The organism is Streptomyces sp. NPDC049040, from assembly GCF_043197715.1.
GTDB lineage: Bacteria > Actinomycetota > Actinomycetes > Streptomycetales > Streptomycetaceae > Actinacidiphila.
The window spans coordinates 113,109-131,280 of sequence record NZ_JBICTO010000002.1; the positions used below are offsets into that span (position 1 = coordinate 113,109).

Annotated in this window: 21 protein-coding genes and 1 tRNA gene; 15 read left to right on the forward strand and 7 right to left on the reverse strand. The window is 71.9% G+C overall.

The window, feature by feature from the left end:
* Positions 1–10 precede the first annotated feature (10 nt).
* The 5 genes from ACGFMP_RS05410 (at position 11) to ACGFMP_RS05430 (ending at position 2,977) form a co-directional block, all read left to right on the forward strand.
* Positions 11–421: a Mov34/MPN/PAD-1 family protein gene (locus ACGFMP_RS05410; protein ID WP_393670442.1), complete on the forward strand. Its 411-nt coding sequence runs from the start codon at positions 11–13 to the stop codon at positions 419–421.
* A 59-nt stretch (positions 422–480) separates the two neighbouring features.
* Positions 481–585, forward strand: a complete 105-nt coding sequence (locus tag ACGFMP_RS05415) for a putative leader peptide (protein WP_393670443.1) — start codon at positions 481–483, stop codon at positions 583–585.
* A 135-nt stretch (positions 586–720) separates the two neighbouring features.
* Positions 721–999, forward strand: coding sequence for a MoaD/ThiS family protein (locus tag ACGFMP_RS05420; protein WP_393670444.1), 279 nt, complete (start codon positions 721–723; stop codon positions 997–999).
* Positions 999–1,949, forward strand: a complete 951-nt coding sequence (locus tag ACGFMP_RS05425; RefSeq protein ID WP_393670446.1) for a PLP-dependent cysteine synthase family protein — start codon at positions 999–1,001, stop codon at positions 1,947–1,949. The genes ACGFMP_RS05420 and ACGFMP_RS05425 overlap by 1 nt, the downstream gene beginning before the upstream one ends.
* A gap of 275 nt (positions 1,950–2,224) precedes the next feature.
* A complete protein-coding gene (locus ACGFMP_RS05430) occupies positions 2,225–2,977 on the forward strand; it encodes an MBL fold metallo-hydrolase (protein WP_393670448.1) in 753 nt (250 codons plus the stop codon).
* A 39-nt stretch (positions 2,978–3,016) separates the two neighbouring features.
* Here the strand turns inward: ACGFMP_RS05430 and ACGFMP_RS05435 are convergent, their stop codons facing one another.
* A complete protein-coding gene (locus tag ACGFMP_RS05435) occupies positions 3,017–4,288 on the reverse strand; it encodes a PTS transporter subunit EIIC (protein WP_393670450.1) in 1,272 nt (423 codons plus the stop codon).
* Positions 4,289–4,469: 181 nt separating this feature from the next.
* Positions 4,470–5,789 carry a PTS transporter subunit EIIC gene (locus ACGFMP_RS05440; RefSeq protein WP_393670451.1) on the reverse strand — a complete coding sequence of 440 codons (1,320 nt, stop codon included), beginning with the start codon at positions 5,787–5,789 and terminating at the stop codon, positions 4,470–4,472.
* Between the two features lie 169 nt (positions 5,790–5,958).
* Here ACGFMP_RS05440 and ACGFMP_RS05445 point away from each other — a divergent pair, with 169 nt between their 5' ends.
* The 4 genes from ACGFMP_RS05445 (at position 5,959) to rdgB (ending at position 8,691) form a co-directional block, all read left to right on the forward strand.
* A complete protein-coding gene (locus ACGFMP_RS05445; RefSeq protein ID WP_393671326.1) occupies positions 5,959–6,207 on the forward strand; it encodes a glucose PTS transporter subunit EIIB in 249 nt (82 codons plus the stop codon).
* Between the two features lie 625 nt (positions 6,208–6,832).
* The gene (rph, locus tag ACGFMP_RS05450) at positions 6,833–7,570 is read left to right on the forward strand and encodes a ribonuclease PH (protein ID WP_393670452.1); all 738 of its coding nucleotides are present in this window, start codon (positions 6,833–6,835) and stop codon (positions 7,568–7,570) included.
* A gap of 98 nt (positions 7,571–7,668) precedes the next feature.
* Complete coding sequence (locus tag ACGFMP_RS05455; protein ID WP_393670453.1) at positions 7,669–8,067, forward strand: hypothetical protein; 399 nt, start codon at positions 7,669–7,671, stop codon at positions 8,065–8,067.
* Between the two features lie 18 nt (positions 8,068–8,085).
* Positions 8,086–8,691 (forward strand): RdgB/HAM1 family non-canonical purine NTP pyrophosphatase, encoded by a 606-nt coding sequence (gene rdgB, locus ACGFMP_RS05460; protein ID WP_393670454.1) that lies wholly within the window; start codon positions 8,086–8,088, stop codon positions 8,689–8,691.
* Positions 8,692–8,738: 47 nt separating this feature from the next.
* Here rdgB and ACGFMP_RS05465 read toward each other — a convergent pair.
* Both ACGFMP_RS05465 and bcp read right to left on the reverse strand, forming a co-directional pair.
* A tRNA-Leu gene (locus ACGFMP_RS05465) sits at positions 8,739–8,813 on the reverse strand.
* A 135-nt stretch (positions 8,814–8,948) separates the two neighbouring features.
* A complete protein-coding gene (bcp, locus tag ACGFMP_RS05470) occupies positions 8,949–9,416 on the reverse strand; it encodes a thioredoxin-dependent thiol peroxidase (protein WP_393670456.1) in 468 nt (155 codons plus the stop codon).
* A 101-nt stretch (positions 9,417–9,517) separates the two neighbouring features.
* Here bcp and ACGFMP_RS05475 point away from each other — a divergent pair, with 101 nt between their 5' ends.
* Together ACGFMP_RS05475 and ACGFMP_RS05480 are read left to right on the forward strand one after the other, a co-directional pair.
* Complete coding sequence (locus ACGFMP_RS05475; protein WP_393670457.1) at positions 9,518–9,844, forward strand: DUF3618 domain-containing protein; 327 nt, start codon at positions 9,518–9,520, stop codon at positions 9,842–9,844.
* Between the two features lie 49 nt (positions 9,845–9,893).
* Positions 9,894–10,196, forward strand: coding sequence for a GroES family chaperonin (locus ACGFMP_RS05480; RefSeq protein WP_393671327.1), 303 nt, complete (start codon positions 9,894–9,896; stop codon positions 10,194–10,196).
* Between the two features lie 56 nt (positions 10,197–10,252).
* On the opposite strand, the gene ACGFMP_RS05485 is transcribed toward ACGFMP_RS05480, so the two are convergent.
* Positions 10,253–12,511 (reverse strand): transglycosylase domain-containing protein, encoded by a 2,259-nt coding sequence (locus ACGFMP_RS05485; protein ID WP_393670459.1) that lies wholly within the window; start codon positions 12,509–12,511, stop codon positions 10,253–10,255.
* Between the two features lie 380 nt (positions 12,512–12,891).
* On the opposite strand from ACGFMP_RS05485, the gene ACGFMP_RS05490 reads away from it, so the two are divergent.
* From ACGFMP_RS05490 to ACGFMP_RS05505, 4 genes are all read left to right on the forward strand, one after another.
* Positions 12,892–13,695, forward strand: a complete 804-nt coding sequence (locus ACGFMP_RS05490) for an ABC transporter permease (RefSeq protein WP_393670460.1) — start codon at positions 12,892–12,894, stop codon at positions 13,693–13,695.
* A complete protein-coding gene (locus ACGFMP_RS05495; RefSeq protein ID WP_393670461.1) occupies positions 13,688–14,563 on the forward strand; it encodes an ABC transporter permease in 876 nt (291 codons plus the stop codon). The genes ACGFMP_RS05490 and ACGFMP_RS05495 overlap by 8 nt, the downstream gene beginning before the upstream one ends.
* A 25-nt stretch (positions 14,564–14,588) precedes the next feature.
* Positions 14,589–15,536: an ATP-binding cassette domain-containing protein gene (locus ACGFMP_RS05500; RefSeq protein WP_393671328.1), complete on the forward strand. Its 948-nt coding sequence runs from the start codon at positions 14,589–14,591 to the stop codon at positions 15,534–15,536.
* Positions 15,537–15,605: 69 nt separating this feature from the next.
* Complete coding sequence (locus tag ACGFMP_RS05505) at positions 15,606–16,463, forward strand: GNAT family N-acetyltransferase (RefSeq protein ID WP_393670462.1); 858 nt, start codon at positions 15,606–15,608, stop codon at positions 16,461–16,463.
* A 137-nt stretch (positions 16,464–16,600) separates the two neighbouring features.
* On the opposite strand, the gene ACGFMP_RS05510 is transcribed toward ACGFMP_RS05505, so the two are convergent.
* A complete protein-coding gene (locus tag ACGFMP_RS05510; protein WP_393670463.1) occupies positions 16,601–16,957 on the reverse strand; it encodes a MerR family transcriptional regulator in 357 nt (118 codons plus the stop codon).
* 19 nt (positions 16,958–16,976) lie between these two features.
* Complete coding sequence (locus tag ACGFMP_RS05515; protein ID WP_393670464.1) at positions 16,977–18,011, reverse strand: MDR family NADP-dependent oxidoreductase; 1,035 nt, start codon at positions 18,009–18,011, stop codon at positions 16,977–16,979.
* Positions 18,012–18,172: the final 161 nt, after the last annotated feature.

Here is an 18,172-nt window from a genome sequence, read left to right on the forward strand (position 1 = left end):
CTTTTCCCGCATGCTGACCATCACCCAGGAGCTGTACGACGCGATCGTGGCCCACGCCCGCGCCGACCACCCCGACGAGGCCTGCGGCATCGTGGCGGGCCCGGAGGGCAGCGGCCGCCCCGAGCGGTTCATCCCGATGCTGAACGCGGCCCGATCGCCGACCTTCTACGAGTTCGACTCCACCGACCTGCTCAAGCTGTACCGGGAGCTGGACGACCGGGACGAGGAGCCGGTGATCGTCTACCACTCGCACACCGCGACCGAGGCCTACCCGTCCCGCACCGACATCTCCTACGCCAACGAGCCGGGCGCCCACTACGTGCTGGTGTCGACAGCGGAGGACTTCCAGTTCCGCTCGTTCCGCATCGTGGACGGTGCCGTCACCGAAGAACCGGTCAAAGTAGTGGCTTCGTACGCGTGACGTCCCGGATGCCGAGACGGGCCCCTCGGGCCGGTTCGGGGAATCGATACGATGAGCCCATGGTTCTCTCCGACGTGAGCGACAAGGCGCCGGGCACGATGCTCGTGGCGCGGCTGCACGTCGACCTGTGCCGCCGCACCAGCGCGGCGTGTCCGCGCGCCTGACCGCACCGCAGCCCGGGTCCGCCAGGCCGGCCCCGCAGCACCGCACGCACCCCGTAGGGCCCGCACAGCACCGCAGACCCGCACCGCCAGCCGTACCGCACGCCCCCGCACCCACGCACTCACTGGAGCGCACACATGGCCATCGAGGTCCGCATCCCGACCATCCTCCGCACCTACACCGACGGCGAGAAGTCCGTCGAGGGTGCCGGCAGCACGCTCGACGAGCTCCTCGCGGACCTCGACACCCGACACACCGGCCTGCGGGACCGGGTCGTCGACGGCGGCCAGCTGCGCCGCTTCGTCAACGTCTACCTCAATGACGAGGACGTCCGCTTCCTCGACGGCATCTCCACCAAGGTGACCGACGGCGACAGCGTGACGATCCTGCCCGCCGTCGCCGGAGGCATGGCCTGATGCGCTACGACAGTCCGCTGGCGGCGGTCGGCAACACCCCGCTGGTCCGCCTGCCGCGCCTGTCACCGTCCGACGCCGTGAGCGTCTGGGCGAAGCTGGAGGACCGCAACCCCACCGGCTCGGTCAAGGACCGCCCCGCCCTGCACATGGTCGAGCAGGCCGAGGCCGAGGGGCGGCTCACCCCCGGCTGCACCATCCTGGAGCCCACCTCGGGCAACACCGGCATCTCGCTGGCGATGGCCGCCCGGCTCAAGGGCTACCGCATCGTCTGCGTCATGCCGGAGAACACCTCCTCCGAGCGCCGCGAACTGCTGACCATGTGGGGCGCCGAGATCATCTCCTCGCCCGCGGCCGGCGGCTCCAACACCGCCGTGCGGGTCGCCAAGGAGCTGGCGGCAGAACACCCCGACTGGGTGATGCTCTACCAGTACGGCAACCCCGCCAACGCCGGCGCGCACTACGCCACCACCGGCCCCGAGATCCTGGCCGACCTGCCGACCGTCACCCACTTCGTCGCGGGCCTGGGCACCACGGGCACCCTGATGGGCGTCGGCCGCTACCTGCGCGAGAAGGTACCCGGCGTCGCGATCGTCGCCGCCGAGCCGCGCTACGACGACCTGGTCTACGGGCTGCGCAACCTCGACGAGGGCTTCGTGCCCGAGCTCTACGACGAGAGCGTGCTCACCACCCGCTTCTCGGTCGGCTCGCAGGACGCGGTCCGCCGCACCCGCGAACTGCTCCAGCAGGAGGGCATCTTCGCCGGCGTCTCCACCGGCGCGGCCCTGCACGCGGCGCTCGGCGTCGCGGCCAAGGCCGACCGCGCGGGCGAGCGGGCCGACGTGGTCTTCGTGGTCGCCGACGGCGGCTGGAAGTACCTGTCGACCGGCATCTACACCGCGCCGACCACCGAGGCCGCCGTCGCCGCCCTGCACGGCCAGCTCTGGGCCTGAGCCCGGGCCCGCGGTACTCCGGACGGGACGAACGCCCGTCCGGCGTACCGCCCGCTTCGGCACCCCCGGCGGTGGAGCACAAAACACCAAGTGCGGCCGTACGGGACGTAAAAGACCCCCCGGACTGGTGATTCCGCCCACAACGGGGCGCCGTGGAGGCCCAGCGCGCCACCTTGCGCTTTACCCTCGCAAGACATGGCGGACCGCTTCCGCCAATCCCCCCACCCCACCAGGAATGGGGTGATTGCGGCGCGCCCACGGAGGTGTTTCCAGGAATGAAGCTCACCGTCGTCGGCTGCTCGGGGTCGTTTCCGTCCGCGGACTCGGCCTGTTCGAGCTACCTCGTCGAGGCCGACGGCTTCCGGCTGCTGATCGACATGGGCAACGGCGCCCTCGGCGAACTCCAGCGCCACTGCGGGCTGTACGACCTGGACGCCGTCGTGCTGAGCCATCTGCACGCCGACCACTGCATCGACATGTGCGGCTACTTCGTGGCCCGCTACTACCGGCACGACGGCGGCCCCGCCTCCGCGATCCCGGTCTACGGCCCGGAAGGCACCGAGCGCAGGCTGAACATCGCCTACGGCGACGTGCCCGACGAGAAGTGCATGAGCGAGGTCTTCGACTTCCGCACCCTGCGCCCCGGCACCTTCCGGCTCGGCCCCTTCGACATCACCACCGACCTGGTCAGCCACCCCGTCGAGGCCTACGGCTTCCGGATCGGCTACCAGGGCCGCACGCTCACCTACTCGGGCGACACCGGCCCGTGCGAGGCACTCGACACCCTCGCCGAGGGCGCCGACCTCTTCCTGTGCGAGGCGTCCTTCACGGCGGGCAAGGAGGACATCCCCGAGCTGCACCTCAACGGCCGCGAGGCGGGAGAGATCGCCGCCCGCGCCGGGGTGTCCCGCCTGGTGCTTACCCACATCCCGCCGTGGACCAGCCCCTCGGCCAACCTGCGCGACGCGCAGTCCGCCTTCGACGGCCCGGTGGAACTGGCGAAGGCGGGCGCGGTCTACGAGCTGTAGACCGGGCGCCCGCCCTCGTACGTCCTGCGTGGAACCGACCTACTTGGTCAGGTCCTCGACCTCCTCCTCGGGCTCGCGGCCCGGGGTCTTGAGGTTGAACTTCACGATCGCGAACCGGAACACGAAGTAGTAGACCACCGCGAAGACCAGGCCGATCGGGATGATCAGCCAGGGCTTGGTGGCGTGGCTCCAGTTGAGCCCGTAGTCGATCGCGCCCGCCGAGAAGTTGAAGCCGGCGTGCACGCCCAGGCCCCACGTGATGGCCATCGACGCGGCGGTCAGCACGATGTGGATCACGTACAGCACCGGCGCGATGAACATGAACGAGAACTCGATCGGCTCCGTGACACCGGTCACGAACGAGGTCAGGCCGATGGACACCATCATGCCGAGCACGGCCTTGCGGCGCTCGGGGCGGGCGGTGTGCGCCATGGCGAGCGCGGCGGCCGGCAGGCCGAACATCATGATCGGGAAGAAGCCGGACTGGAACATGCCGGCGGTGGGGTCGTCCGCCAGGAAGCGGGGGATGTCGCCGTGCACGACGGTGCCGGTGGCGTCGGTGAAGTCACCGAGCTGGAACCAGGCCACGGCGTTGACGAACTGGTGCATGCCGACCGGGATCAGCGCGCGGTTCACACCGCCGAAGAGGGCGGCGCCGCCCGGGCCGAGGCCCGTCATCCAGTTGCCGAAGTGGGTGATGCCGTCACCGATCGGCTCCCACACCAGGCCGAAGAAGACGCCGACGATCAGGCCGACGAAGGCCATCATGATCGGCACCAGCCGGCGGCCGTTGAAGAAGCCGAGCCAGTCCACCAGCTTGGTGCGGTGGAACCGCTGCCAGACGACGGCGGACAGCAGGCCCATGATGATGCCGCCGAGCACGCCCGGGTCGTTGTAGACCGCGGCGACGTCGATGCCGCTGTTGGCGGTGGTGTTGATCACCGCGTCATGCACGGGGAAGGCCTGGAGTACCTTGGTGTAGACCAGGAAGCCGACCAGGGCCGCAAGCGCGGTCGAGCCGTCGGACTTCTTGGCGAAACCGATGGCCACGCCTATGCAGAACAGCATCGGCAGGGCGCCGGTCAGCGCGCCACCGGCGTTGGCGAAGACGGACGCGACCTTGTCCCAGCCCAAGCCCTTGCTGCCGAAGACGTCATCCTGGCCAAGCCGGACCATGATGCCGGCGGCGGGCAGGACTGCGATCGGCAGCTGAAGGCTCCGGCCGATCTTCTGCAGGCCCTGGAAAATGCCCGAACCCCGCTTCTTTGCGGGAGCCGCCGGAGCGGCGGCGTTGGCCGTGGCCGTTGTCATCGAAATCCTCCGTGGTCTATACCACTCAGTGGTGTAGACCTTTTTAACACGTCTGATACGCGTAAAGGAATCCGTGATTCCGGGTGCGCTGCGTCACACCGCTCACGCACAGCGAAGACCCCCGGGTCCACTGAACTGGGGGTCTCACACAGGGTGTGCTCGGCCGCTACGCAAAGTGGCGCTACTTGATGTTGTCCCGCTCCATCTCCTCGCCCAGCTCCTCCGGCTCCCGCCCGGGAGTCTTCAGGTCGAAGTGCAGGATCACGAAGCGGAAGAGGGCGTAGTAGACGGCCGCGAAGCCCGCCCCGACGACCAGGATCAGCCACGGCTTGGTGGCCAGGTTCCAGTTGATGACGTAGTCGATCAGGCCCGCGGAGAAGCTGAAGCCGTCCTTGATGCCCAGGCCCCAGCACAGCGCCATCGACACACCCGTCAGCAGGGCGTGGATCGCGTACAGCGCGGGCGCGATGAAGAGGAACGAGTACTCGATCGGCTCGGTGATGCCGGTCACGAAGGAGGTCAGCGCCACCGACAGCATCAGGCCCGCGACCTCCTTCCTGCGGTGCGGCTTCGCCGTGTGCGCGATGGCCAGCGCGGCCGCGGGCAGCGCGAACATCATGATCGGGAAGAAACCGGTCTGGAACTGGCCGGCCGTCGGGTCCCCGGCCAGGAAGCGCGGGATGTCGCCGTGCACCACGGTGCCGTCCGGCTTGGTGAAGTCGCCGAACTGGAACCACACGAAGGTGTTCAGGAACTGGTGCAGGCCCACGGTGAGCAGCGCCCGGTTGGCGATGCCGAAGATGCCGGCGCCGATCGAGCCGAGGTCGACCAGCTTCTTGCTGAAGCTGGTCAGGCCGTCGCCGATCGGCGGCCAGACCCACAGGCACAGCACCGCGAAGACGATCGCGACCCCGGCCATGATGATCGGCACCAGGCGGCGGCCGTTGAAGAAGCCCAGCCAGTCCCACAGCCTGGTGCGGTGGAAGCGCTGCCAGAGGTACGCGGTCAGCAGGCCCATCACGATGCCGCCGAAGACGCCGGGCGTCTGGAACTCGGCCAGGGTGGCCGTGCCGTCCTTGAGCGTGCAGGCGCCGGCGAGCTGTCCGAGCTGGGTGAAGTGGCTGCCCTGCGGGCACTCCTTGGGGAAGCGGGTGAGAACGCCGAAGAAGACCAGGTAGCCGGCGACGGCGGCCAGTGCCGTCGAGCCGTCGGACTTCTTCGCCATCCCGATGGCCACGCCCACGCAGAACAGCAGCGGGAGTCCGAAGTTCCCGTCGAGCAGCGCGCCGCCCGCGCCGACGAAGACCTTGGCGACCCGGTCCCAGCCGAGGCCGTCGCTGCCGAAGACGTCGCTTTGGCCGAGGCGGTTGAGGATGCCCGCGGCCGGCAGGACGGCGATCGGCAGCTGGAGGCTGCGGCCCATCTTCTGCAGACCCTGGAAGAACCGGCTGCCCCAGCCGCGTCCCTGGCGCGGCGCCGCGGTGGCGTCCGCGGCGCTCACCGGGGGCCGCCGCCCTGTGGACGGTCGCGTACAGTGGTGTAGACCACTTGGGGCTGCGGGAGACCGGCGTCCATGATCGACATGGTGGTCCACCGGGCGGTCAACCGCCCGTGAAGTTGGGCCAACCGTGCGTTACCGTGACATAACGGACCCGCGGTGGGTCGGAGAAATCAGGGAGACTCAGATGGCCACCAAGGCAGAGAAGATCGTCGCCGGGCTCGGCGGACTCGACAACATCGAAGAGGTCGAGGGCTGCATCACCCGCCTCCGCACCGAGGTCGTCGACCCCTCCCTCGTCGACGAAGCCGCGCTCAAGGCCGCGGGCGCGCACGGTGTCGTCAAGATGGGTACGGCGATCCAGGTCGTCATCGGCACGGACGCGGATCCGATCGCGTCGGACATCGAAGACATGATGTAGCCCTTCGGGCTCCGTCCTTTTACGGGTGGCGCCGTCTGGCCCGCTTCCCGCGGGGGGCCCTGGCGCCTGGTGCTTGGCGCGCTGCTCGCGGGTGCGCTTTGTTTGCGGGCTGCGCGTTGTGCGCGGGCGTGGCCCCGGGTGACCCGGGGAGCGTCCGCGCGATGCGTTCTTCCGGGGTTGCCCGGGAGGGCGCGGAATCTGACGCGGCTCGCCGGGCGGGTGGGCCCCCGGTGGGGTGCGGCTTGCCGGGTGGGTGGGCCCCCGGTGGGGTGCGGCTTGCCGGGTGGGTGAGCCCCCGGTGGGGTGCGGCTTGCTGCCGGGTGGGGTGGGTTGCGAGGTCGGTGGGCCGGGGGTGGGGGATCTTGCCGGGTGGGTGCGGGGCGCGGTGCGGCTTGGTGCCGGGTGGGTGAGCCCCCGGTGGGGTGCGGCTTGCTGCCGGGTGGGTGGGCCTCGGGGTGGTGCGGCTTGCTGCCGGGTGGGGGTCGGGGTGGTGCGGCTTGCTGCCGGGTGGGGTGGCTTGCGGGGGCGGTGGGCCGGGGGTGGGGGATCTTGCCGGGTGGGTGCCGGGCGCGGTGCGGCTTGGTGCCGGGTGGGGGCTGCGGGGTCACCCGGATAGGCTCGGGGGATGTCACGATTTGACGGCCGCAGGCCGGATCAGCTTCGCCCCGTCACCATTGAGCGCAGCTGGAGCAAGCACGCGGAAGGCTCGGTCCTGGTGTCGTTCGGCGACACCCGGGTGCTGTGCACCGCCAGCGCCACCCAGGGCGTACCCCGGTGGCGCAAGGGCAGCGGCGAAGGCTGGGTCACCGCCGAGTACTCGATGCTGCCCCGCGCCACCAACACCCGCGGCGACCGCGAGTCCGTCCGCGGCAAGATCGGCGGCCGCACCCACGAGATCTCCCGCCTCATCGGCCGCTCCCTGCGCGCCGTGATCGACTACAAGGCCCTCGGCGAGAACACCGTCGTCCTGGACTGCGACGTCCTCCAGGCCGACGGCGGCACCCGCACCGCCGCGATCACCGGCGCGTACGTCGCCCTCGCCGACGCTGTCACCTGGATGCAGGGCAACCACTTCATCAAGGCCAAGTCCCGCCCCCTCACCGGCACCGTCGCCGCGGTCAGCGTCGGCATCGTCGGCGGAGTACCGCTGCTCGACCTCGCCTACGAGGAGGACGTCAAGGCCGAGACCGACATGAACATCGTCTGCACCGGCGACGGGCGCTTCGTCGAGGTGCAGGGCACCGCGGAGGGTCAGCCCTTCGACCGCGCGGAGCTGGACGCGCTGCTGGCCCTCGGTGTCGGCGGCTGCGCCGAGCTGACCGCGGCGCAGCTGGCGGCGCTCGCGGCCACCACCGAGGGCTGACCCCCGCCCCGCCCGGGCAACCCCGGCGGCGGCCGCGGCGTGTTCACAGATGCACGCGGCTCGCCCGCCGGGTGCCCGCGCAGGGGAGGGGAGCCCTCATGCACGCACGTACCGCCACGGCCACCGCAGGCGCCGCCGTGTTACTGGCCGCCGCCGCACTCACCGGATGCGGCGGCGTCGACCGCGCCCTGGACTGCGCGAGGACCGCCACCACGGTCGCCGGCGACATCCAGGACCTCCAGAGCACCGCGACCAACATCGGCCAGGTCTCCGACCCCGGCAGGCGGCACGCCACCGTCGCAGCGCTGGACAAGGTGCACGCCGACCTGAGGAACCTCGGCGGCCGCACCGACGACTCCGACCTCGGGTCCGCGATCTCCGACCTGGACACGGCGGTGCGCGACGCCCGCGCCTCGGCCGCGAAGGGCGACACCCCCGACCTGCACCCGGTCGCCAGGGCCGCCGGCCACCTGACCGATGTCTGCACCCCTGGCTGACCCGGGATAATCGCGGGTATGACCCGCCGCCTCGTACTCGCCACCCGCAACGCCCACAAGGTCACGGAACTCCGGGCGATCCTCACCGCCACCGGACTCGACGTCGACCTCGTCGGTGCCGACGCCTACCCCGACATCCCCGACGTCAAGGAGACCGGCGTCACCTTCGCCGAGAACGCCCTGCTCAAGGCGCGCACCCTCGCGGAGGCCACCGGGCTGCCCGCGGTCGCGGACGACTCGGGCCTGTGCGTCGACGTGCTCGGCGGCGCCCCTGGCATCTTCTCCGCCCGCTGGGCCGGCAGGCACGGCGACGACGACGCCAACCTCGCGCTGCTGCTCGCCCAGCTCGGCGACATCGACGACCCGCACCGCGGCGCCCACTTCGCCTGCGCCGCCGCCCTCGCCCTGCCCGGAGGCCCCACCCGGGTCGCCGAGGGCCGCCTGACCGGCACCCTGCGCCACACCCCCGCCGGCGCCGGCGGCTTCGGCTACGACCCGATCCTGGAGCCCGAGGGCGAGACCCGCACCTGCGCCGAGCTGACCCCGGCGGAGAAGAACGCGATCAGCCACCGCGGCAAGGCCTTCCGCGCCCTGGCGCCGATGGTGGCCGAGCTCCTCGGCTGAGGGCATCGAAACGGCGCGGCACCTCCGAGGTGCCGCGCCTTCCGCGGTGGGCCCGGTGGGACTCGAACCCACGACACACCGGACCTAAACCGGCGCCCTCTGGCCAGCTGGGGTACGGGCCCGCACCGGTACTCTACTGGTTCGCCATGCGCGGCGATGTGCCGTGATCTTCCGGAGCGGGTCGGCGTCCGGCGGTGGCACGGCGGGCACGAACACCCCAGGTCTCACGGGCGGTTGCCGCACCGGTCGTCGCGGCGTCACACGCCCAGGTCGCGGATCAGCTTGGCCACGTGGCCGGTGGCCTTGACGTTGTAGAAGGCGTGCTCGATGCGGCCCTCCTCGTCCACGACGAAGGTGGACCGGATGACGCCCATCATCTTCTTGCCGTAGTTCATCTTCTCGCCGTAGGCCGCGTAGGCCTCCAGCGTGGCGCGGTCCGGGTCGGACAGCAGGGTGACGCGGAGCGACTCCTTGTCCCGGAACTTCGCCAGCTTCTCCGGCTGGTCGGGTGAGACGCCCAGGACGTCGTAGCCGGCGGCGGCCAGCAGGTCGAGGTTGTCGGTGAAGTCGCAGGCCTGCTTGGTGCAGCCGGCGGTCATGGCGGCCGGGTAGAAGTAGACGATGACCTTGCGGCCGCGGTGCTTGGCGAGGGACACGGCCTTGCCCTCGGCATTCTGGAGGGTGAAGTCGGGGGCGGGGTCGCCGGGTGACAGGCGCTCGGCCATGGGGAAGCTCCTCAGTCAAACGGGGGTGCCGACGAGGCGCTGGCCGCGTCGTACTGACAGACTGTCCGAACGCTACCCAATCAGGCGACGGAGGCGACGCGGTGTCGGACGATGTCAGGACGCCCGCTCAGATCGAGGCGGAGATTGCCCGCAGGCGGCAGGACCTCGCGGCGACGCTGGACGAGCTGGCGGTCCGCGTGCACCCCGTGACGATCGCGCGGGACACCAGGGCCAAGGCCGTCTCCGCGGTGGACCGTACCGCCGGGAAGGCGTATGTCGCCGCCAACCGGGCGGTCAGCCGGGCCAAGTCGCATTTCGTCAGCGCCGAGGGCGCCCCGCGCCCGGATCGGATCGTGCCGGTGGCGGTCGCCGCGGTCGCGCTCGTCGCGGCGGTGGCCGGTCTCTCGGTGCGGCGGCGCCGCCGGTAACGTCGTGGGCGTGAGGTCGAACACTGAGCACGACAAGCTGCCCATCCGGATGCTGCACGACCGCGTTCTCGTGCGGCATGAGACCGGTGAGGGCGAGCGGCGCAGCGGCGGGGGCATCCTGATCCCCGCGACCGCCGCGGTGGGGCGACGGCTGGCCTGGGCCGAGGTCGTCGCCGTGGGGCAGAACGTGCGGACCGTCGAGGTCGGCGACCGGGTCCTCTACGACCCGGAGGACCGCGCCGAGGTCGAGGTGCGCGGGGTGGCCTACGTGCTGATGCGGGAGCGCGACCTGCACGCGGTGGCCTCGGAACGCCTCAAGGGCACGGACGACTCCACCGGCCTGTATCTCTGACCCCCCTGTGACACCTCTGCGACGGCTCCCGGGACCGCCCCGGGGGCCGCGCCGGCCTATCCGCCCGTGCCGCCGGGTCCGTTCGGATGGGCGGTACCACCCGGATCGTTCGGGGGCGCCCCGCCGGTGAGGCCGCCGAGCGGGTCCAAGGTCGGGGGTTCCGTGGTCGGCTCGCCGGTGGTCGGCTCGGTCGTCGGCTCCGTGGGCTTGGTCGGCGGGGGAGTGGTCGGTGAGCTGGACGGCGGCGCGCTGCTCGCCGGGGGGTCGCTCTCCGGCGGTTCCGTGGTCGTCGTGTCGGTCGTGGCCGGGTCGTCGGTGACCGGCGGCAGCGGGGGCAGCTCCTTGGACACGTCCAGGTCGAAGTCCTTGATCCGCACGTCGTGCAGCGCTGCCGCGGTGTAGTCGGCCCAGACCTGGCCGGGCGGCCCGCCGCCGTTGATCCGGTCCTGGTTCATGGCGTGGTACAGCTCCTTCTGCGCGCCGGTCTCCGGGTCCATGCCGAAGACGGCGACCACGGTGGCGAGCTTCGGGGTGTAGCCGGCGAACCAGGCGGCCTTGTCGTTGTCCGCGGTACCGGTCTTGGCCGCGGACGGCCAGCCGGAGTCCTGGGCGACGGTGGCGGTGGCGCCGGGGCTCTCCACCACGCTGCGCAGCACCGATGTGACGGTGTCTGCGGCCTCGCGCGGCACGGACTGCTCCGGCTCCCGCTTCGGCAGCGTCAGGTCGTTGCCGTCCTTGCTGACCTTGAGCACCAGGGTGTACGGGATCCGCTTGCCGTGGTCGGCCAGGGTGGCGTACACCTGCGCCACGTCCAGCGGGCTGGCACCGAAGGCGCCGAGTGCCATCGCGGGGGTGGTGGGGATGGCGACGTCGTCCGGCATGCCCAGGTCGTGGGCGGTGTCGATGATCTTGCCCGTGCCCACGTCCTGCGCCATCTGGGCGTAGACCGCGTTGACCGACTTGTCCATCGCCCGGGTGACGTTGATCCGGCCGAAGGTCTTGCGGTCCTCGTTCTCCGGCGCGTAGCCGACCGGGCCGTGGGGGCCGACGACGGGGCGCTTGTTCTCGCCGTCGTAGACGGTGGTCGGGGTGATGGTGTCGCCGTCCTGGGTCTTGGAGTCGTGCTGGAGGGCGGCGGCGAGTATGACCGGCTTGAAGGTGGAGCCCGGGTGGTAGGTCGCGTTGGTGGCACTGCTGACGTACTGCTTGGTGTAGTCGACGCCGCCGTAGAGCGCGACGACGTCACCGGTCGCCGGGTCGATGGAGGCGCCGCCGGCCCGCACGTACTTGTCCGCCGCGTTGTGGCCGAGCTTGTCGTGGATGTCGTGCTGCGCCGCCGCGACGAAGGCGTCCTCCTTCGGCTTCTGGATGCTGGTGACGATGCGGTAGCCGCCGAGCCGCAGCGAGTCGGAGTCCACGATGTCGTGCTCGTCCAGATACTGGTTGACGGCCTCGATGATGTAGCCCCGCTGGCCGGCCTTGCTGGCGATCGGCTTGGGCTTGCCGATCACCGGGAACCGCGTCGCGTTGCGCTCAGAGGCGGTGAGCCAGCCCTCCTTCACCATGCCGTCGAGCACGTAGTTCCAGCGCGCCTTGGCCGCCGGGGCGTTCTCCGGGTGCGCGGCCAGGTCGTACTCGCTCGGCGCGTTGAGCAGTGTGGCGATGTACGCGCCCTCCGCGGTGGTCAGGGCCGAGGCGTCCTTGTCGAAATAGGCCTGCGAGGCGGCCTGGATCCCGTAGGCGTTCCGCCCGTAGTAGCTGGTGTTGAGATATCCCTCGAGGATCTGGTCTTTCGACTCGTTGCGATCGAGTTTGATCGCGATGAAGAATTCCTTGACCTTGCGGGAGGCGGTCTGGTTCTGATTCAGGTAGTAATTCTTCACATACTGCTGGGTGATGGTGGAGCCGGACTGCCGGCCCTTGCCGGTCGCCGTGTTCCAGGCGGCCCGCACCATGGCCTTCGGGCTGACGGCGGACTCGTGGTAGAAATTCCGGTCCTCGGCGGAGAGCACCGCGTGCTGCGCGGTCTCCGCGACCTCGGCCAGCGACACGTTCTGCCGGTTGACGGCGCCGTCGCGGGCCAGCTCCGTCTTGCCGTCGGCGTAGTAGTAGACGTTGCTCTGCGCGACGGCCGCCGCGTTGGGGTCGGGGATGGACACCAGGGCGTAACCGAGGAAGAAGCCGCCGAGCGCCAGTGCCAGCACGGTGAGCACGAAGCCGGTGATCACCCGCCAGGTGGGCAGCAGCCGCCGCCAGCCGCTCCTGCGGGGTCGCCCCCCGCCGCTCCCTGCCGTCCCGTAGTGCGCGTCGCTCATGTCTGTAGGGACTCCTCATCCGCCGCCAGGGTTGGGTCCGCGGCGGAAAAACCTGGCCGATCGGCACGGACGTGCACGTACACGTACGTACGCCGCATGCGTGGCCTCCTCCCACACTGTCGCATCATCGGCCCGCCCGGATCAGGCGGCACGCATCCGTGACAGGGCTGTGACAGGTCTGAGGCCGCACCCGTCACCTGGAGGGCGGAAAACCGGTGGAATGCGCGGCGCGCGGCGCACTAGGCTCGGCGGCTTGTGTGCCGGGAGGCCGGGGCGGTGTTCCGCGGTGTCCCCGGCTTTCCCGTGGTCCCGGTCTCCGGCGTTCCGGTTTCCGGTCCCCGGTGATTCCGTCGTACCCGGCGGAGGGAGGGGAAGTGGGAATGGGCGGATTCTACGGTGCCGTCGTGGTCCGCGGTTTCCGGCGCTATGCGACCTATCGCATGGCGACCGCGGCAGGGGTTTTCACCAATACCGTTTTCGGGCTGATCATCTCGTACAGCTACATCGCCCTGTGGGACCAGCGCCCGCACCTCGGCGGCTACACCGAGGCGCAGGCGCTCACGTACGTGTGGATCGGGCAGGGCATGCTCACCACGATGGCGCTGATGGGCGGCGGCTTCGAGGACGAGCTGATGGGGCGGATCAGGTCGGGCGACATCGCCGTCGACCTCTACCGGCCCGCCGACCTCCAGGCCTGGTGGCTGGCCGCCGACCTGGGCAGGGCCGGCTTCCAGCTGATGGGCCGCGGGATCGCGCCGGTCGTGTGCGGGGCGCTGGTCTTCGAGCTGGCGCTGCCCTCGTCGGTGGGGACGTGGGCGCTGTTCGCGGCGTCCGTGGTCCTCGGCGTGGTGGTGAGCTTCGCGCTGCGCTACCTGGTCGCGCTGTGTGCGTTCTGGCTGCTCGACGGGGCCGGGGTCGCCCAGGCCGCGTGGATCACCGGGCTGTTCTTCTCCGGGATGGCGCTGCCGCTGAACGCCTTCCCCAGCGGGCTCGGCGAGGTGGCCCGCCGGCTGCCCTGGTCGGCGATGCTCCAGGTCCCCGCCGACATGCTGCTCGGGCAGCACCAGGGCGCGGGGGCGGTGGCGGCACTGGCCTTCCAGGCGGGCTGGGCCGCGGCGCTGCTGACCGCCGGGCGGCTGCTCCAGTCGGTCGCGACCCGCCGGGTGGTGGTGCAGGGTGGCTGAGGCAGGACTGGAACCCCGCGCCGCCGCACCGGACGCGCGGCCCGCGGTGCCCGAACCCGGCGGGATCGCCGAGAGCATCCGCGTCTACCGGCTGGTCGTCGGGATGTGGATGCGGTCGACCATGGTCTACCGGGCGTCCTTCGTGATGACCGCGCTGGGCAACTTCGCCGCGACCGCCCTGGACTTCGTGACGATCGTGCTGATGTTCTCGCACATCGACGCGCTGGGCGGCTTCACGCTGCCCGAGGTGGCCTTCCTCTACGGCACCGCAAGCACCTCCTTCGGGCTGACCGACCTGCTGCTCGGCTCCATGTCCCGGCTGGGCAGCAGGGTGCGGGACGGCACCTTCGACACGCTGCTGCTGCGCCCCGCGCCGGTGCTCGCCCAGGTGGCCGCCGACCGCTTCGCGCTGCGCAGGCTCGGCCGGATCGCCCAGGGCGCGCTGGTGCTGTGCTGGGCACTGCTCAGGCTCGACGTGGACTGGACGCCGCTGAAGGTATTGCTGCTGCCGGTGACCCTGCTGGCGGGCGCGGCGATCTTCTGCGCGATCTACGTCGCGGGTGCCGCCTTCCAGTTCTGGGCGGGCGACGCCGCCGAGATCCAGAGCTCGGTCACCTACGGCGGCACCACCATGCTCCAGTACCCGCCGGGGCTGTTCGCCCGCGAGCTGGTACGGGGCGTCACCTTCGTCGTACCGCTCGCCTTCGTCAACTGGCTGCCGGCGCTGCGCATCCTGGGCAGGCCCGACCCGCTCGGCCTGCCCGGCTGGGTGGACTTCCTCGCGCCGGCCGTGGCGGCGCTGTGCTGCCTGCTCGCCGGTCTCGCCTGGCGCGCGGGCATCCGTTCCTACCGCAGTACCGGGAGTTGAGACCGTGTCCGAGTCCGTGGAACCGATGATCGCCCTCGACGGCGTCGAGAAGGTCTTCGACGTACGCCGCAAGGTCGCCGGCACCCTGCGCAGGGAGCGTCACCAGGTCAGGGCGGTCGACGGCATCTCCTTCACCGTGCCGCGCGGCGAGATGGTCGGCTACATCGGGCCGAACGGCGCCGGCAAGTCCACCACCATCAAGATGCTCACCGGCATCCTCAACCCCAGCGGCGGCCGGGTGCTGGTCGCGGGTATCGACCCGACCCGCGAACGCGCCCGGCTGGCCCGCAGGATCGGCGTGGTCTTCGGCCAGCGCACCACCTTGTGGTGGGACCTGCCGCTGCGCGACTCCTACCAGCTGGTGCGCAGGATGTACCGGATCGAGGACGCGCGCTACGCCCGCAACCTGGCGGCCTGCGTGGACCTGCTCGACCTCGGGCCGCTGCTCGACGTGCCGGTGCGGCAGCTGTCGCTCGGGCAGCGGATGCGCGGCGACATCGCGGCCGCGCTCCTGCACGACCCCGAGGTGCTGTACCTGGACGAGCCGACGATCGGCCTCGACGTCGTCAGCAAGTCCAAGGTCCGCGACTTCCTGCGGACCGTCAACGCGGAACGCGGCACCACCGTGCTGCTCACCACCCACGACCTGACCGACATCGAGACGCTGTGCAGCCGGGTGATGGTCATCGACCACGGCCGGCTCATGTACGACGGCGGCCTCGACGGGCTGCACGCGGTCGGCGAGTCGGAACGCACCCTGGTGGTGGACTTCGCCCGCGAGCTGCCGCCGGTGGAGGTGCCGGGCGCCCGCTGGGTGCGCAGCGAGGGCCCGCGCCAGTGGCTGGCCTTCCCCGCGGGCCGGAGCGCGGCCCCGCTGGTGGCCGAACTCGCGGCACGGCACCCGCTGGTGGACCTGTCGATACGCGAACCCGCGATCGAAGATGTCATCGCCCGGATGTACGGGGCGGCGTAACATCCCCGGAACCGTCCGTACCGGGCCGCCCGCCGCGCGGGCGACCGGGACCCGAGACAAGGAGTTCATGTGCGGGAGGACTTCACCGTCGCCGAGGCGACAGCGGCGGACTGGGACGAGATCGTGGCGTGGACCGAGCGGGAGGGCTGGAACCCCGGCCTCGGCGACGCCGCGTGCTTCCGCCCCACCGACCCGGCCGGCTTCCTGGTCGGCCGGATCGACGGCCGGATCGTCTCGGCGGTCTCGCTCGTGGCCTACTCACCTGACTACGCGTTCCTCGGCTACTACCTCGTCCACCCCGACCACCGCGGCACCGGCCTGGGCATGGCCACCTGGAACGCGGCGCTGCCGCACGCCAAGGGCCGGGTCATCGGCCTCGACGCGGTGCCCGCGCAGCGTGGCCTCTACATACGGTCCGGATTCACCGCGGCCTACGACAACGTCCGTTACACCGGGCGCCCCTCGCCCGCGGCCGCCGCTCCGGGGGCCGGCACGGTGGGCTCGGTGACGCCCTACCACCTCGACGCGATCAGCGCGTACGACAGCGGGTGCTTCCCGGCCGAGCGGCACGCCTTCCTCAGCCGGTGGCTCACCGCGGACGGCCACACCGCGCGGGTGCTGCTCGACGGCAGCGGCCACGTCACCGGCTACGGCGTGATCCGGCCGGCCCATCAGGGCCTGCGCGTCGGGCCGCTGTTCGCCGACACCCACGACGGTGCCGCGGCCCTCTTCGACGCGCTCGTCACCGGCCTGCCGGCCGGAGCCGAGGTCTCCATCGACGTCCCCGACCACCACCCGACGGCGGCGGCACTCGCCGAATCCCGCGGCCTGACCGAGTCCTCCCGCTGCACCCGCATGTACTCCGCCCCCGCCCCCTACACCCGCACCGACGCGGTCTTCGGCACGACGACGCTCGAACTGGGCTGAGCGGCCCGCGCCAGGGGGTGACCCGTGCCCCGGAGGAGCGCGGGGAGCCGGCCGCCCGGCCCCGGCGGTGGGAAGGCCAGGCGGTCACGGTCGCGGGCGCCCGGGGGAGCGTCCGCCCGCGGGGGGCGGGCGCGGGGTCAGCGGGACGCCTCCTCGGCGAGGGCGTCGCGGAGGTGGGTGAGCCGGGAGATCTCCGCGTCGAGGGCCGCGATCCGGCGGCCCACGATCCCCCCGGAGGGCGCGGCCGGAGCGCACCGGGGCCGCGGCCGCGCCCCCAGCAGGTGCAACCGGTCCGCGCACTCGCGCAGGTCCTCCACGGTGAACCCCATGGCGAGCAGCTCCCGGATCAGCCGGACCCTGGCCACGTCGCCGGGCGCGTACTCGCGCTGCCCGGCGGCCGTGCGGGCCGGCGGTGCCAGCAGCCCGCGCTGCTCGTAGAAGCGCAGCGCCCTCGGTGTCGCGCCCGCGGCCGCCGCCGCCTCGCCGATCCGCATCCTGTGCCACCCCGTCCCGTCACGGCTGCACCACGACAGCCCCGAAATGACTGCCCGCCAGCAGGTCCTGCAACGCCTGCGGCGCGTTGTCGATGCCCGTGACGGCGGTGTAGGGGAAGCGGATCGCGCCGGAGCGCAGCCATTCGCCGAAGCGGGCGGTCCACTCCGCGGGCACGTCGGGGTGGTCGGCGCCGGTGTAGCCGCGCAGCGAGACGCCCCGCAGGACGACCTGGAAGGCGTCGATCTCCACCGGCGCCCCGCCGGAGCCGTGCGCGGACAACTGGCCGGACAGCGTGCCGACCAGGGCGAACCGCGCACCCTGCCGGGCCGCGCCGAGAGCCGCGACGAGCTGCTCGCCCGCGACGTTGTCGAGCAGCACGTCGATGCCGCCGGGCGCCGCCTCGGCGAGCTGTGCCGCGACCGGGCCCGCGCCCCGTACGACGACCGCGTCGTAACCCAGTTCCGACACCAGCTTCTCCGCCTTCCACGGCGAACCGGTGCTGCCGACCACCCGCCCGGCGCCCAGCAGCCGGGCGATCTGCCCGGCCAGGGAGCCCACCCCGCCCGCGGCCCCGGTGACGAACACGGTGTCGCCCTGGCGGATGTCGGCGAGCCGGGTCAGCGCACCGTAGGCGGCCGAACCGGGGGACAGGTGGGCGACCGGGTCCGGGAGGTCGCTGCCCAGCGGGGTGCATCCGGCGGCCGGGACGAGCGCGTGGTCCCGCCAGCCGTACATGTGGGCCACGGTGTCGCCGGGGCGCAGCGCGCTGCCTGCGGGCGCGGCCAGCACCTCGCCGACGGCCGGGCCGAACAGCGTGTCGCCGGGGTGCAGCGCGGGCATCGGCAGCCCCTTGGGGCCGCCGATCAGGCTGCACAGCGCGGCGAAGACGAGGAAGTGCGTGTTCCTGACGAGGACCTGGTCCGCCGCGGGCGCGGGCAGCGGTGTCTCGACGACGGCGAAGTGCTCCCGCGCGGGCAGCCCCGCGGGCAGTGCGGTGAGCCGGACCTCGCGGGCGGTGCCCGGCAGGGCGGTGGAGGACGGAGCTGTGGCCATGTGCGGACTCCCGGGCCTGGATCGTGGGCGGCGGGGGGGGGCCCCCCCCCCCCCCCCCCGCCCCCCCCGGGGGGGGCACCCCCCCCCCCCCCCCCAGAGGGCAACACCGGGCGGCCCCCCGCACCCCCCGGGGGGGACCCCCGGGCAGGGGGGTGTTGCGC